The sequence below is a fragment of the Streptomyces flaveolus genome (assembly GCF_044765825.1).
Taxonomy (GTDB): Bacteria; Actinomycetota; Actinomycetes; order Streptomycetales; family Streptomycetaceae; genus Streptomyces; species Streptomyces flaveolus.
Window position 1 is genome coordinate 152,850 of the sequence record NZ_JBIWKU010000004.1, and the last position, 13,767, is coordinate 166,616.

A 13,767-nucleotide genomic window follows, 5' to 3' on the forward strand; every position below is an offset into this window, starting at 1 on the left:
TGGGTAACCTGCGGCGCACGCCACGGACGGACATTGCCGTGGTCGGGCACAGGGGAACCCGGCCGTACGGACTGCCGTCGGCCGGGAGGCGGGGGGCACGGCGATGGATCAGCACACCCGGGACGGCGTGGACGAGTCCTCACAAGGACCACAGTTGTTCGGGGAACTGCGGAGCCGATTCGCCCGGCTCACGGCCGCCGCGGACGACCTGGCCGGACTCCTGGAACGGACCGCCGCCGAGGTGCGGGCCGGCATCGTGCCCGGCCTGCGGGTGGACGAGGCCCTGCGGGCGTTCCGCACCGGATTCCGTGAACTGGAGGAGGCCGTCGCGGCTCCGGGCGAGCCGGCCCTTCCGGCCGGCTCCGCCACGAGGTCCCTCTCCGCACTGGGCGCGGCCCTCAGCCGCCGCGTGGAAGCCGAAGCCGAGGCCATCCGTGCGGAGATCGCCGATCTCACGGCGCAACTCGAGGAGGCGAGGCTCGACCGGAGCCGTGTCGCGCTGAGCACGCTGATCGCGGAACTACGCGCGGATCTGGCCCACTTGGAGGCCGTACAGGGGCCTGTTTCCGCGGACCGGCGTCCCGCGGCCGCGACGCTGCCGAAGCCCGCTGGAGCGCCGGACGACGCTGCCGTCGCAGCCCGGCCGGCGGAGGAGGAGGCCGAGAGGTCCTCCGGTGTCGCGGAGAAGGCCCCGGACGTCGGGGCGGACGCACCGCTCCCGGAAGCCGGACGGCCCTCGGAGGGCGACGACGACGCGCCCTCCCGCCCCGGCGGCAAGGCCCGGCCGAAGGAAGGCCACCGCAGGAGCCCAGCGGCCCTGCCCCCGCAGCTCAGTGGCAGTTATGTCCTCGGCGGGGTGCCGTCCGAGCTCACGAGGGCCCCGGGGATCTCCGGCTCGTTCGCATCCGCGCCGGCCGCCGGTGCGGGACGGGGCACGCCCGCTCCCGGCCCGGCCCCCGCCCCGGCGCCGGCCGCGCCGGCTGCCCCGGAGCCCGACCGGCTTCCCGTCGGCCGCAGCGCGCAGGGCAGCGCGGACGACACCCCTCGCCGTCCCCGCAACGGTGCCGTGCGCAAGCGCCGGACCGGCGCCGTGGAGGACACGAACACGGCGGAGCCGGAAGCGGCCGACGACGAGCCCCACGACCGCCGCCCCTGGCAGGGGGACCGGACGACCCGGCTGGTCCGGGCCGGCCGACTCGACAGGGCGTACTGGGTGACCCGCTGTTCCGACGAACCGGAGGGGCGGGCACAGGCCCTGGCCTATCTGGCGGCGGCCTTCGCCACGGAGCAGGAGCCGTGGCAGGTGCAGTCCGTCTTCGAAAGCCGGCTGACCGGCACGGGCGACGGAGACCTGGCCCTCCCGGACGGCCCGGCGTGCACGACCACCCTCGTCGCCCATCTGAGGTGCTCCCTCGCCCAGGGATGGGGCACCGACCTGCGCCGCGACCTGCTGCAGCGGGTCACACTCGACGAGCCGTGGCAGGAGTTCGCCCACAAGGCCTGCGAGGCGCTGGGCGGCGGCCGGCCGCTCTTCACGACGGACGAGCCCGGCGGGGCGGACTCCGCTCTGACCAGGCGGGCGGAGCTGGGCGAACGGGCCCAGGCACTGATCGAGGACTTCGCCGTACGGAGCACCCCCTACCCCCGCGCCACCAATGTGCTGCACCACCTCCTCGACCAGAAGACGGTGCTCGGCGCCGGCGTCCGGGCGGTGGTGGACTGGGGCGCGCCGGCGGACGGCCCGGAGTGCGTCGAGGCCATCAGGAAGGCCGCCGCGGGGCTGGCCAAGCCCCGTCAGGTCGACAGCGTGATCGAAGAGACCGACCGGCGCTATCGGTCGAGCAGCCAGGCCCGCAAGCCGATCGAGGCGAAGGCGCTGGTCGCGCTGCAGGACGCCGTGCGGGAGGTCGCCGCGCTGCTGCGCACGGCGGTCACCGAGATCGAGACGGCGGCCTCGCAGCCGTCGCGGGCCACTCCGCACGCCGAGCTGTTCCGGCTCGCGGGGCAGATCGCGGCGCGCGAACCCCGCTGCGTCGAGGAGGCTGCCTTCGGACTGCTGGCCGACTGGATCCAGCGTCCCTCGCACGAGAGCGGCGGCCAGGACCCCGTACGCCCGGCGGAGAGCGGCAGCCGGACGACCACCGAACCGGACGCCTCCTGGCTGCTCCTCGCGCCCGAACTGCCGAGGAACGCGGACGGCGGACCGGCGCCCGCGGACCCCGCGGCCTACCCGGCGCTCATTCGGCTGCTGGACAGCCCGCCCTCCGCGGAGGAGGCGTTCGAGGCGTACGCCGCCGACGGGCGCCTGGACCTGGCGCGAAAACTGCTCGACGCCGCGCCCACGACGCTGGACCCGGACGACCCGCTCCTCCCGGAACTCGCGGACCGCCTTCAGGAGCAGTGCGCGCTGTGGAACAAGAAGCTCGGCCCCCGGATCGAGATCGCCATCGCGGACTTCGAGACCGCGCGACGGCAGAACCTCACCCACGCCGACGACGAGCGGATCCGCGCCAGCCTGGACGCGCTGTCCAGCCGGTACCAGGCGCTGAGGGCCTCGGGAGCCGCCGTCGACTACGGCGCGCTGGTGCGGCGGGCGGAGGAGCTGCGCCGGCCGTCGGTGGACCGGATAACGGCCCACCGGGCCGCGCTGGAGGACCGGCTGGACAAGACCCGGCTGGGCAGGGAGGACAAGCAGCGGGTCCGCCGGCTGCTGGAACGCAAGGACTGGGCGACCGCCTCGGAGCTGATCACCGAGGCGGAGCAGAAGAACCGGCTCCCGCAGGAACGCGACCTGGTCGCCCAGGACCTGCGCGGATTCGTCGACCTGCTCAACACGGACACCTCCCGCATGGCCAAGGAGAACGCGGACGCGCGCTACCTGGCACGGCGCGCGTCGCGGCGTGACCGCCAGAGCGCGGAGGCCGAGGTCGCCCTGGAGGCCTGGGAGAGGATCCACGACCGGCGGCCGGGTGCCGTCCGGCAGCGCAGCACCGACCTCAAGAGCGTGCTGCGGCTGCTGGGCCTGAACGCGCACAGCGTACGCACCGACCAGGGCGCCAGCGGACTCCAGGGAGTCCTGCGCTACGGGGTCTCCTGCGACATGAACAGGGTCGCCTCCCATGTGCCCGAGTTCGGCTCCGGGTCGGGAGGCGTGTTCCAGGTCCTGCTCGCCACCCGGCCCCTCATCGGCCAGAGCCCCGCCGACCTGCTCACCGGGCAGGACCAGCTCAGGCCCACCTTGCTGCTCTGCCCCCAGACCTTCACACCGGCCCAGCGCTTCCGGATCGCCGGCGCGCTGGCCCAGCACGTCACGCCCACGCTCGTCGTGGACCACGCCGTCATCGGCTGGATGGCCGCACGGGCGTACGGCTCCTTCCAGCGTTTCCAGCGCGTCACCCTGCCCTGGACCCGCACCAACCCCTACCAGGACGCGGGTGTCGTCCCCCGGGAGATGTTCTACGGGCGCACCGCGGAGGAGGCGACCGTCCTCGACCCTCGCGGCGGGATGTTCCTGTACGGAGGCCGGCAGCTGGGCAAGTCCGCCCTGCTGCGCCGGATCGAGACGGAGTGGCAGGGCAGGGAGAACGAGATCGCCGTCTACATGGACCTGCGGGGCCTGGGCATCGGCGAGTCCCAGGGGCCCGACCGCATCTGGCAGCAGCTGCGCACGGCCCTCGACCGGCACCCCGGATTCGCCCGCGAGACCGCACGCCTCGGCCGCAACGCCGGGCCGGAGGTCATCGCCCACTCCATCAAGAACTGGCTCGACGCCGACAGCGTGCGCCGGGTGCTGCTGCTGGCCGACGAGGCCGACCCCTTCCTGACCGCGGACTCCAACAAGGTGGCCACCCGCGGCGGCACCTCCGACTTCGTGGTGCTGCGCGCGCTGCGCCAGCTCCGCGACGACACGTCCGGCCGGTTCAAGCCCGTCTTCGCCGGCCTGCACCAGGTGCAGCGGTTCGGCACCATGTCCAACACCCCCACCGTGCAGGGCGGCGTGGACGTGCTCATCGGCCCCCTCGACCCGGACTCCGCGCGGTCCCTGGTCGTCGAGCCGCTCGCGGCGCTCGGCTTCGTCTTCGGGCCGTCGGAGGAGGAACGCAACCTCGTCTGGCGGCTGCTCGCGGCGACCAACTACTACCCGCCGCTGATCCAGCTCGTGTGCCGCACGCTCGTCACCACGCTGCGTCAGCGGCTGGAGCGCACAGAGTCGCACCCGCCCGTGCTCATCACCGAGGAGGACGTGGAACAGGTGATCACCGCTCGGGCCGTCATGGACGGTCTGCGCGACAAGCTGCGGATCACCGTCAACCTGGAGGACCGTTACCGGGTGCTCAGCCTGGTGACCGCCCGCATGGCCATCCAGGACAGCTACGCGGCCACCTACCCGGCCCGCACCATCCACGACGAGGCCGCCGCCGTGTGGGAGCCGGGATTCCCCGAGCACACCGAGCAGGTGACGGCCGGATACCTCCGGGAGATGGTGGGCCTCGGCATCCTGGTCGAGGGCCCCGAGGGGCCCGAGGGCCACGGCTACACCATGCGCAGCCCGAACATGGTGAACCTGCTGTGGACCGTGGACGACATCGAACGTGAGCTCAAGACCGCCGAGTTCGACGCCCCCTACGAGTACAACCCGCTCCAGGCCCGGCGCACACTGGAGCTGGAGACCGACGGGCTACGCCGTTTCAGCCCGCTCACCGACGGCCGGATCGCCGTACTGACCCAGGGCACGGGTCCCGTCACCGTGTTCGGCAGCCCGGCGCTCGGCAGCGCCAGACTGGTCGCCGCCCTGCGTTCCAAACTCGCGGCCGATCAGGTCAGCGCGATCAGGACCCGCCGCGGCACCGCCGAGGACCGGGCGCACGACAGCACCGCTCAGGTGGACTGTGTACGTCCCGCCGAGCTGGGCGAGTGGATCACCCGTAACTCCGCGCCGGGTGCGGAGAACCACAAGCCGTCCCTGCTGGTGGTCGACCTGCTCGGCGCCGACGAGGCCGAGTGCGCCGAGGTGGAGGCCCGCCTCGGGCGGCGTGAACTGGCCGAACGGCTGAGGTCGGTCCTGCTGCGCTCCAACCGTCAGGACGACCTCCGTTCCGACACCGACCAGGTGGTGCGCATGGAACGCTGGACGGTCGAGTCGCTGCGGGCCTGGCCCGAGTGCGTCTACGACACGCCCGACCAGCGCAGTCGGCTCATCGCCGCCACCGGAGGCTGGCCGGAGTTGGTTGAGGACGTGGTCGCCCGTGCCGCGTCGCACTCCATGCAGCGGACCGACGCCTGCGCGTGGGGACGCGACCGCCTGACGGATCCGCAGCTGGCCAGTGCCTTCATCGACGCCGTGGGCCTGACCGAACGCCAGGTGGAGGTCCTGCGCGACTGGGTCGAGTACGCCACCCTCGACGACCGGAGCGAGGGACTCCCGCTGACGGACGTCGCCGACCTCCTCGCCGAACACCTCGCTCCCGAAGAGGGTCCTCCGCTGGAGGCCGCCGAACGCCTGCAGCGGGAGTTGAGCGCCCTTCAGGTCCTCGATCCGGTCAAGGGCGGAGGGCTGCTGCTGGACACCGCGGTGTGCACGGCACTGCACACCCTGCACACCGCGGGTGCCGGCCGTGCCGCGGAGTGACACACCGGGTCCGCGCGCGGCGCCCGCGGACCCGGAAGAGGCGCGGACGGTGATGCCCGGGGCCGGCGCGACCGCCGGTCATCCGCTGACGGCCGGCCTGCCCGGCGTCCGGGACCACCTGCGCGCCGTCGCCCGGGATCTGCACCACGGCCGCAGCTGCCTGTGGATCTTCCCCGACCACCTGGTCGAGAACGGCACCGCGGACCGGCTCTTCGGCGAGGTGGTCGCCGGGACGGCCGGCGCCCGCGTCGAGGACGTGCACGCCGAGCTCGCCGAGGCGACGGTCCCCGGGCCACGGACAGCGGCGCGCCCGCCGCGCCGCAGCATCTGGGGCCCACCCGCCGCGGGCCGCTCCCCTGATGCCTCTGCCGCTCCGTCGTTCGGCGCACGTCTCCAACACGCCCTGGAGGCACGGGTACCGGCGGAGGACGAGGACCCTCTGGAGCGCGTCCTGGAGACGTTGCTCACCGGAGGCCGGACGGGCGCCCGCTGGTTCGTCAGCGCACGTTCCTGGCTCGAACCCGATCTCGAAGGACTGGTGGCGTTGTACCAGCGCCTCACCCACCAGGTACGGGCCGAACCGCCGCCCGTCGAGTGCACCCCTCGCCTGCTGCTCGCCGCCCGGTACGGGGACATTCCCGCGGACCTCCCCGCCCGGTCGGACCCGGACACGGCACGGGTGCACTGGTGGTGGGGCGTCCTGGGACGGCTGGACGGTCTGACGGCCGCCGCCCACACCGAGGCGGCCCGGCCCTCCCTCGCGCTCCTGGCCGAGGGCGACCTCACCGGCAAGGACGGCGCGCCCGGCAGGGACCTGCGGGAGATCTCACCCGCTGAAGCGGCCTACACCCGCACCGTGCGGACACAGCTGCGAAGGGAGGCCGCGGCCGAGCTGGCCGGCCCGGACCTCGCCCTGCTGCCCGCCCTGCTCACCGCTCCCGACGTGGGCGTCTGGGAGAACGACGAGGCCGCGGTGAAGTCCGTACGGGACGCTCTGCGCTGTGCCGCGGAAGACCCTGTGGACGCCCCGGCCACCGACTGCCATCTCCATCCCGTCACCTCCGCCCCCGCCCAGAACCTCCGGGACGCCTGGGCCCGTGGTGCCGTCGACGCCTGGGAGGGACGGCTGCACGTCCGGATCACCGACCGGCTGCGCTGCTCGGGCGGCGACAGGGCGGAACACCGGCGGACCGAAGACCTGCACACGGCGGTGTGGCGGGCACAACTGCGCGTCATCTACCCCCTGCTGGCCTCGGGGCGCGGCCAGCTCCAGGACGCCTATCTGCGGCTGACCCGGATGAGTGTGCAGGGCCTGCGCGACCGCGCGCGCCACCGGCTGCGCGGTCAGGGCCGGGAGTACCGCGTGCCGTCCTCGCCCTCCCTCATGGAGCTCTCCGAACTGAGATTCCTCATGAGGCTCTTCTCCGGCTCCCCCAACGATCTCCTCGGAACGTTGTGCGAGGCTCTGCACAAGGCCCGCAACCATCTGGCCCACCACCAGTGCCTCGGCCGGCAGGATGTCGACGAGGTGTGCAGGGCGCTCGCCCGCCTCGACGGCATCGACGCGGCCCGCCCGCGCCACCTCACCGTGCCCGGCCCGCGACCACCCGCCCCCGGTCCTTGAGGTGCCGCCCGCTGGGGGCGGGAGTCGATCCGGTATCCGCACGCCTGGTGAGGTCGCGCGGACCGACGTCACCGTTCGCCGGCGAGGTCGAGGTCGTCGGTGCGTGTCACGGCCTCGGCGGGACGGGGGCGGCGGCTCGGGGCCTCAGTCGGGTGGGAGACGCCCCGCCACCACGGTGCCTGGGGAAGCTCCCCCGCCGGCTCGAAGGGCTCACCGGGCCGCGGCAGCGCCACGGCCTGCCCGGCCTCCTCGGCCGCGGTCATCGTCCACTCCCCCGGCTCCGCCCAGGCGTGCGGCGCCAGGTTGAAGGTCCCCCAGTGGATCGGCAGCACGGCGCCGCCGGGGCTGCCGCCCTGGAGGTCGAGGTGGGCGCGTATGCCCTCCTCGGGGGTCATGTGGATGTCCGGCCAGAACTCGGCGTACGCCCCGATCTGGATCATCGTGGCGTCGAACGGGCCGTGTGCGGCGCCGATGTCCCGGAAGCCGTCGAAGTAGCCGGTGTCGCCGCTGTGGTAGACGCGGTGCTCCTCACCGGCGACGACCCAGGACGCCCAGAGGGTGTGCTGGGTGTTGCGCAGCCCGCGTCCGCAGAAGTGGCGGGCCGGGGTGGCGGTCAGGGTGAGGCCGCCGACGCGCGTCGACTCGTGCCAGTCCAGCTCCCGCAGCCGGCCGGCGGACACGCCCCAGTGTTCGAGGTGGGCGCCGACACCGAGGGGCACGGCGAACAGGGTGTCCGTGCCGGCCAGCGCCTTGATCGTGGGCATGTCCAGGTGGTCGTAGTGGTCGTGGGAGATGACGACGACGTCGACCGGGCCCAGGGCCGCCAGGGGCACCGGGACCGGGTGCAGCCGCTTGGGGCCGGCGAAGGGGAACGGGGAGCAGCGCTCGCCCCATACGGGGTCGAAGAGCACCCGCTGTCCGTCGATCTCGGCGAGCACGCTGGAGTGCCCGGCCCAGGTCAGCCGCAGCCCGGTGGCGGGCGGCCGGGCGAGGTCGGCGAGCGTGGCGGCGTGGACCGGGACCGTGCCGCGCGGGGCACGGCGCAGCCGCGACTCCCGGTCGAAGTAGATCTTGGCGAACTCGCGGGCCGATCCGGAGGGCCGGGTCCGGGCGGTGCCGCCGGGGTTCTGGAAGACCCCGTCACGGAAGTGCGGCGATCTGCGGATACGCGCCATGCGCTCACCGCCCGGGTCCGCGCCGAAGGCGGCGGGCCGCGGCACGCGGAACCCGGTGTGGGGGGAACGGGGGGCGGCCACGGTACCTCCTGGTGGAGTGGGTCAGGCTCTCATTGTCGTCCTGTCCGACGTCACCTCGAACGACGGATGCCACATCCAGGTTCCCTCCGCCCGCCGTACCGGTGAGGGCGCCCCCGCCGGAGCGCCCGGAACGGTTCGGCACGGCCGACGGACAGGAAGGTGGCCCCCATGGCCCGCGTGTCCCTCACCCCGCCCCGGACTCTCCTCTTCCGCTTCGGCCGGGCGAGCCTGCGTTCGTGGAGCTGACGGCCGTGATCGCCGTCGAGAGCCTGCGTTCCCGGGTCAACGCCGCGCTCGACCTCACCAGTCAGGGCTTCCAGGACTCCTGCGACCTGCCCGGCGCGGGGCGCACGGGCGCGGCCACCGCCACGGTGGACTGAGCCGGCGGGCCGGATGCGGCCGTCGTCGCACACGCGTGCGCCTGTATAGGGTGACGGGCGTGACGAGAGTCCGGTTGAGTGTGGCGGAGCGGCGTGAGGAGCTGCTGCGCGCGGCCATCGAGCAGATATCGGCGCGGGGCGTGGCGGCGCTGCGGATCGCCGACGTGGCCGCGGCGCTCGGTGTCAGCAGCGCGCTGGTGCTCTATCACTTCTCGACGAAGGAGAGGCTGGTCGCCGCCGCGTTCACCCACGCCGCCGAGGACGATCTGGCCCGTCTGCGCAAGCTGCTGGGCCGCCGTACGTCGGCGCTGCGCCGGCTGCGCGCGGCCGTGCGGTGGTACGCCCCGACCGGGCAGGCCAAGGGCTGGCGGCTGTGGATCGAGGGCTGGGCGGCGTCGCTGCGCGAGCCCGCGCTGCGGGAGGTCACGCGGGAGCTGGACCGGCAGTGGAAGGCGGCCATCGCCGAGGTCATCGCGGACGGTGTGGCCGCCGGGGAGTTCCCGTGCCCGGACCCCGACGGCGCCGCCCTGCGGCTGACGGCACTGCTGGACGGGCTGGCCGTTCAGCTGACGTCGTACACGGGCGCGGTGCCCCGCACCCGTGCGCTGCGCTGGGTGGACGAGGCGCTCGCCCGCGAACTCGGCCTGGACCGGGAGGCCCTGACCGAGCCACGCCCCTGAGGCGCCCCGCCGGCCGGAGCAGCAGGGCGTCCTCGCCTCAGGCCACCGCGGCGATCCGCAGTTTGATGTCGTCCGCCGACAGGGTCCCCTTGGCCGTGACGTGGTCCCCCGAGGATTCGCCGCGCAGGCGGCGGCCGATCCACGGCACCAGGTACTCCCGTGCCCAGTGCACGTCGTCCCGCCGGACGTCGAAAGTGCCGCGCGGTGGCAGGGGCGGCCAGGGCTGGTCCGGGTCCGCCGGGATGCGCAGGCCGAGGACCTGGCCGGCGCGCAGCGCCACGCGGGTGTGCCCCTCGGCCGACAGGTGCAGGCGGTCGGCGTCCCAGGCCCTGCGGTCCTGGACGCTGCGCAGCGACCACAGGTCCAGCACCGGGCAGCCGTAGCGGTCGGCGATGGCCCTCACGTGCCCGTTGTAGGTGGCGATCTTGCCGCGCAGGTGCTTGAGGACGGGCACTCCGCGGGTGTCGAAGCCGGTGGTCACCAGCACCGTGCCGGCCGCGGCGGTCAGCGCGGCCACCGCCCGCTCGAACCGTTCGGCCACCTCGTCGGGATCGGTGCCGGGCCGGATGATGTCGTTGCCGCCGGCACAGAACGAGACCAGGTCCGGCGCGAGTTCGACCGCCCGGGGGACCTGCTCCGCCACGATCTGGTCGAGCAGCCTGCCGCGTACGGCGAGGTTCGTGTACGTGAAGTCGCCCTCGGGGCGCCGGTCCGCGAGCAGTACGGCGAACCGGTCGGCCCAGCCGACGAACGCCCCGTCGGGGCCGGGGTCGCCGACGCCCTCGGTGAAGCTGTCCCCCACCGCCACGTACGACCCGATCACTGCTCTGCTGTCACTCTTCGAATCGTCTGCCACATCGGCCCATGATTCACCCTGGAATGTGACCTACGCGACCGTAGGAAAGGGTTGACGGGCGGTGAGAAAAGCCACTCCTAAAGTGTTCGCCAACTCAGGAATAAGCAAAGCCCGATGACGGACGCACCGAAGGCCGGACCCGGGGATCGGGGTCCGGCCTTCGGTGGCGCGGGTACTGCGCGGGACGGTCGTCAGATGGAGACGCCGTGCGAGCGCAGGTAGGCGACCGGGTCCACGTCGGAGCCGTAGTCCGGCGTGGTGCGGATCTCGAAGTGCAGGTGCGGTCCGGTCACGTTGCCGGTGGCGCCGGAGAGACCGATCTGCTGACCGGCGGTCACGGACTGGCCGGCGGAGACGGAGAGCGAGGACAGGTGGGCGTACTGGGCGTAGTAGCCGTCGGCGAGCTTGATGACGACCTGGTTGCCGTACGCGCCGCCCCAGCCGGCGGAGACGACCGTGCCCGCGCCGACGGCCTTCAGGGAGGTGCCGGTCGGGACGACGAAGTCGGTGCCGGTGTGGTAGCCGCTGGACCACATGCTGCCGGACTGGTGGTACGGGGTGCCGACGCCGGCGCCGGCCACCGGGGTGGTGTAGCCGCTGGTGGTGCCGGCGGACTGGGCGCTCGCGCCGGAGGACGTCGACGCGGAGGTCTTCGCGGTGTCCGACGACTTCTCGGCGGACTGCGCGGAGGACTTCTCGGCCTGGGCCGGCTTCTCGGCGGACTTCTCCGAGGACGGCGAGGACTTGGCGCTGCCGGCCGCGGCCTTCTGGCCGATCGACAGCTTGAGACCCGGGTGGATGAGCGACGGGTCGGAGCCGACGGCCTCGCGGTTGTCCGAGTAGAGCTTCTTCCAGCCGCCGTCGACGTGCTGCTCGTCGGCGATCTTCGAGAGGTAGTCGCCGCTCTTCACGACGTAGGTGTGCGAGGCCGAGCTCTTGTCGGCCGACTTCTGCGCGCCGGTCGCGACGGACTGGACGGACTGTCCGGCGACGGAGTGCGCGGGAGCGGCGTTGGCGGCGGCGGCACCCATCAGCGGGAGCGCGAGCGCGGCGCCACCGGTACCGGCGACGGCGATGGTGCGGGTGAGGCGCTGGGCCTTGGTACGGCGGTGCTTACCCTTCGCGGGCATGGCGAATTCCTCTCCGGCGCCTGCGAGGTGAGCTGTCGGGTGCGGGCTGGAGATGCCCGGCCGCGTCATGCCGCGGCTTTACCCCGAGCCGTTCCGGGAACCGGAACAGGCGGTTTTACCTGTGGGTCCCCCGCTCCTGCCGTGTACGGGTGGTGGACGAGTGCGGGCTCCGGTCGGCGGCAGGATTAGGCGTCCGTCCGGATCGGTGGTGAACGTAAGCGACCAAGATGCGAACGGACAAGCGAGAGGTTTCGCGGACAGGTGTTTCGCTTGATCCTTTGGAGGAACGGGCGGTCACACTCCGTGGATTCCGCGAGCGTCCTTTTCCGCAAAGCGCCTTGATAAGCGCATGCATTACGTGAACATGACGGGCAACGGACGGTCACCTCTATGACGCTGCTCACGGGAGACACTCCAGCACCCCTCATTTCCATACGAGTTGGAATGAAGGGACCAATTCGGGCAGACAGCCCAAATACCCAGCAGCCGGACCTGCCGGTCGGCCTTGGGTGACTCGTTGCCGCAGGCAAGGGATGCCGTATCGTCGGCTGGGCGCCCGTCGACGAGCAGCGCCGGCGGGGCGGAGTGGGAGGAGCCCCCGTGACGCAGCAGGTCCCGTCGACCGAACCCGAGCTGGCCGGCGTGCGCAACTTCCGGGACGTGGGCGGACTGCCGACCGTGGACGGGCGGCGCGTGCGCCACGGGGTGCTGTTCCGCAGCGGTCACCTCGCGCACGCCACCGGGGACGACGCCGCGTTCCTCGCCTCGCTGGGACTGCACACGATCTTCGACTTCCGCAACGCCGCCGACCAGAAGCTCGAGGGCCCGGACGTCGAGCTGCCGGGCGTGCGCAATGTGAACCTGCCGCTGAGTGATCCGGCCGACGGCGCCGAGTTCTGGAAGATGGTCCGCGACGGCGACCTCGACCAGCTCCGCGGAATCCTGGCGGACGGCCAGGCCGCGAACCGGATGATCACCTCCTACCGCACGATCATCAAGGAGCGCACGGCGGAGCACTCCCGGGTGCTGCACGCGCTCGCCGAGGACAGCGTCCCCGCGCTGATGCACTGCGCGGCCGGCAAGGACCGCGCGGGCCTGTCGATCGCGATCACCCTGCTCGCCCTGGGCGTGCAGCGGGACGCCATCGTGGAGGACTACCTGAAGTCGAACGCGACGCACCGCCGCTACAAGGTGCGCCGCAGCAGCTCCGCCGCCTCGGCCTACTCCCCCGAGGTCATGGAGCTGCTCAGCCCCCTGTTCGACGCGCGCGCCGAGTACCTGACGGCGGCCTTCGAGACCGTCGAGGAGACCTGGGGCGGGGTCGACACCTACCTGGAGAACGGGCTCGGCGTCACCCCGGAGATCCGGGAGCGGCTGCGCGAGCGGATGCTGGACTGAGCCACCCGCTCACGGTGCCGGCCGGCTACTTGGCGCCCACCTCGAAGAGCAGGAAGAGGAAGCCCGCGACGACGTGCCCGAGGGCGATGTAGATGAGGAGTCGCACCCACAGGGCGCGCGGGAGCTTGTCCTGGATCGTGCTCATGGCATCTCTCCTGCGGTGTGAAGGGTCGGTGTGGTGACGGGCCCCAGGCACAGCGCCGCCGTGGGGCTCTGCAGCAGGGTGTGGACGAAGAGGAGCTCCAGCCCGTCGGCGTCCTGGGCGGCGATCCGGTGCGGGGTCAGGGAGTCGAAGTGCGCACTGTCGCCCGGGCCGAGCAGGTGCGCGGCGTCCCCGAGGCGCAGCCGCAGCCGGCCCCGCAGGACGTAGAGCCACTCCTCACCGGGGTGCACGCGCACGATGTCGCCCTGGGAGCCGTGCGGCACACGGACGCGCAGGGCCTGCATCCCGCGGCCGGAACCGCCGGCCTGCCAGTACGTCCAGCCGCCGGCGGCCGTCGGCTCCATGTCCCCGGCCCGCACGACGGCGTCCCGGTCCGCGGCCGTCTCGCCGAGCAGCTCCGAGACGGTCGTACCATAAACGCGGGCGAGCGAGAGCAGCATCGGCAGCGAGGGCTGGCGCTGCCCGGTCTCCAGCCGGGAGAGGTGCGCGGGCGACAGCCCGGCGGCGCGGGCCGCCGCCTCCAGGGTGAGGGCCGCACGGCGCCGCAGGGCGCGCAGCTGCGGGGCGACCACGGAGGTCACGGCGTCCGCCGGTTCCTCCACCGGTTCCTCCGTGGGGTCGTTCGAGGAGGTCATGCCTCCATTCAGCCCC

10 protein-coding genes and 1 riboswitch are annotated in these 13,767 nt (G+C 73.0%); of the genes, 5 read left to right on the plus strand and 5 right to left on the minus strand.

Annotated features, from left to right (window positions below):
• The first annotated feature begins 103 nt into the window (after nucleotides 1–103).
• Both ACIRG6_RS13975 and ACIRG6_RS13980 read left to right on the plus strand, forming a co-directional pair.
• Entirely contained in the window at nucleotides 104–5,629 is a 5,526-nt protein-coding gene (locus tag ACIRG6_RS13975; protein WP_403322674.1) for a hypothetical protein, read from the plus strand.
• Between the two features lie 52 nt (nucleotides 5,630–5,681).
• The gene (locus ACIRG6_RS13980) at nucleotides 5,682–7,253 is read left to right on the plus strand and encodes a hypothetical protein (RefSeq protein ID WP_403322676.1); all 1,572 of its coding nucleotides are present in this window, start codon (nucleotides 5,682–5,684) and stop codon (nucleotides 7,251–7,253) included.
• 68 nt (nucleotides 7,254–7,321) lie between these two features.
• On the opposite strand, the gene ACIRG6_RS13985 is transcribed toward ACIRG6_RS13980, so the two are convergent.
• The gene (locus ACIRG6_RS13985; RefSeq protein WP_403322679.1) at nucleotides 7,322–8,509 is read right to left on the minus strand and encodes an MBL fold metallo-hydrolase; all 1,188 of its coding nucleotides are present in this window, start codon (nucleotides 8,507–8,509) and stop codon (nucleotides 7,322–7,324) included.
• A 236-nt stretch (nucleotides 8,510–8,745) separates the two neighbouring features.
• Here ACIRG6_RS13985 and ACIRG6_RS13990 point away from each other — a divergent pair, with 236 nt between their 5' ends.
• Nucleotides 8,746–8,889 (plus strand): hypothetical protein, encoded by a 144-nt coding sequence (locus ACIRG6_RS13990; protein WP_364684012.1) that lies wholly within the window; start codon nucleotides 8,746–8,748, stop codon nucleotides 8,887–8,889.
• Nucleotides 8,890–8,948: 59 nt separating this feature from the next.
• Nucleotides 8,949–9,569 (plus strand): TetR/AcrR family transcriptional regulator, encoded by a 621-nt coding sequence (locus ACIRG6_RS13995; protein WP_364684014.1) that lies wholly within the window; start codon nucleotides 8,949–8,951, stop codon nucleotides 9,567–9,569.
• 37 nt (nucleotides 9,570–9,606) lie between these two features.
• On the opposite strand, the gene ACIRG6_RS14000 is transcribed toward ACIRG6_RS13995, so the two are convergent.
• Both ACIRG6_RS14000 and ACIRG6_RS14005 read right to left on the minus strand, forming a co-directional pair.
• Nucleotides 9,607–10,392: an SGNH/GDSL hydrolase family protein gene (locus ACIRG6_RS14000; protein WP_318216395.1), complete on the minus strand. Its 786-nt coding sequence runs from the start codon at nucleotides 10,390–10,392 to the stop codon at nucleotides 9,607–9,609.
• 224 nt (nucleotides 10,393–10,616) lie between these two features.
• A complete protein-coding gene (locus ACIRG6_RS14005) occupies nucleotides 10,617–11,555 on the minus strand; it encodes a M23 family metallopeptidase (protein ID WP_403322680.1) in 939 nt (312 codons plus the stop codon).
• A 4-nt stretch (nucleotides 11,556–11,559) separates the two neighbouring features.
• A riboswitch (cyclic di-AMP (ydaO/yuaA leader) is annotated at nucleotides 11,560–11,717 on the minus strand.
• A gap of 438 nt (nucleotides 11,718–12,155) precedes the next feature.
• On the opposite strand from ACIRG6_RS14005, the gene ACIRG6_RS14010 reads away from it, so the two are divergent.
• A complete protein-coding gene (locus tag ACIRG6_RS14010; RefSeq protein ID WP_364684018.1) occupies nucleotides 12,156–12,953 on the plus strand; it encodes a tyrosine-protein phosphatase in 798 nt (265 codons plus the stop codon).
• Between the two features lie 25 nt (nucleotides 12,954–12,978).
• Here ACIRG6_RS14010 and ACIRG6_RS14015 read toward each other — a convergent pair whose 3' ends face one another.
• Nucleotides 12,979–13,098, minus strand: a complete 120-nt coding sequence (locus ACIRG6_RS14015) for a DUF6126 family protein (RefSeq protein ID WP_189231612.1) — start codon at nucleotides 13,096–13,098, stop codon at nucleotides 12,979–12,981.
• Entirely contained in the window at nucleotides 13,095–13,751 is a 657-nt protein-coding gene (locus tag ACIRG6_RS14020; protein ID WP_403322683.1) for a helix-turn-helix domain-containing protein, read from the minus strand. The genes ACIRG6_RS14015 and ACIRG6_RS14020 overlap by 4 nt, the downstream gene beginning before the upstream one ends.
• Between the last annotated feature and the right edge of the window lie 16 nt (nucleotides 13,752–13,767).

What these genes read in the sequence shown, in the direction of transcription:
- ACIRG6_RS13975 (WP_403322674.1), top strand. Translation starts at nt 104, where the DNA reads ATGGATCAGCACACCCGGGACGGCGTGGACGAGTCCTCACAAGGACCA.
- ACIRG6_RS13980 (WP_403322676.1), top strand. Translation starts at nt 5,682, where the DNA reads ATGCCCGGGGCCGGCGCGACCGCCGGTCATCCGCTGACGGCCGGCCTG.
- ACIRG6_RS14005 (WP_403322680.1), bottom strand. Translation starts at nt 11,555, where the DNA reads ATGCCCGCGAAGGGTAAGCACCGCCGTACCAAGGCCCAGCGCCTCACC.
- ACIRG6_RS14015 (WP_189231612.1), bottom strand. Translation starts at nt 13,098, where the DNA reads ATGAGCACGATCCAGGACAAGCTCCCGCGCGCCCTGTGGGTGCGACTC.
- ACIRG6_RS14020 (WP_403322683.1), bottom strand. Translation starts at nt 13,751, where the DNA reads ATGACCTCCTCGAACGACCCCACGGAGGAACCGGTGGAGGAACCGGCG.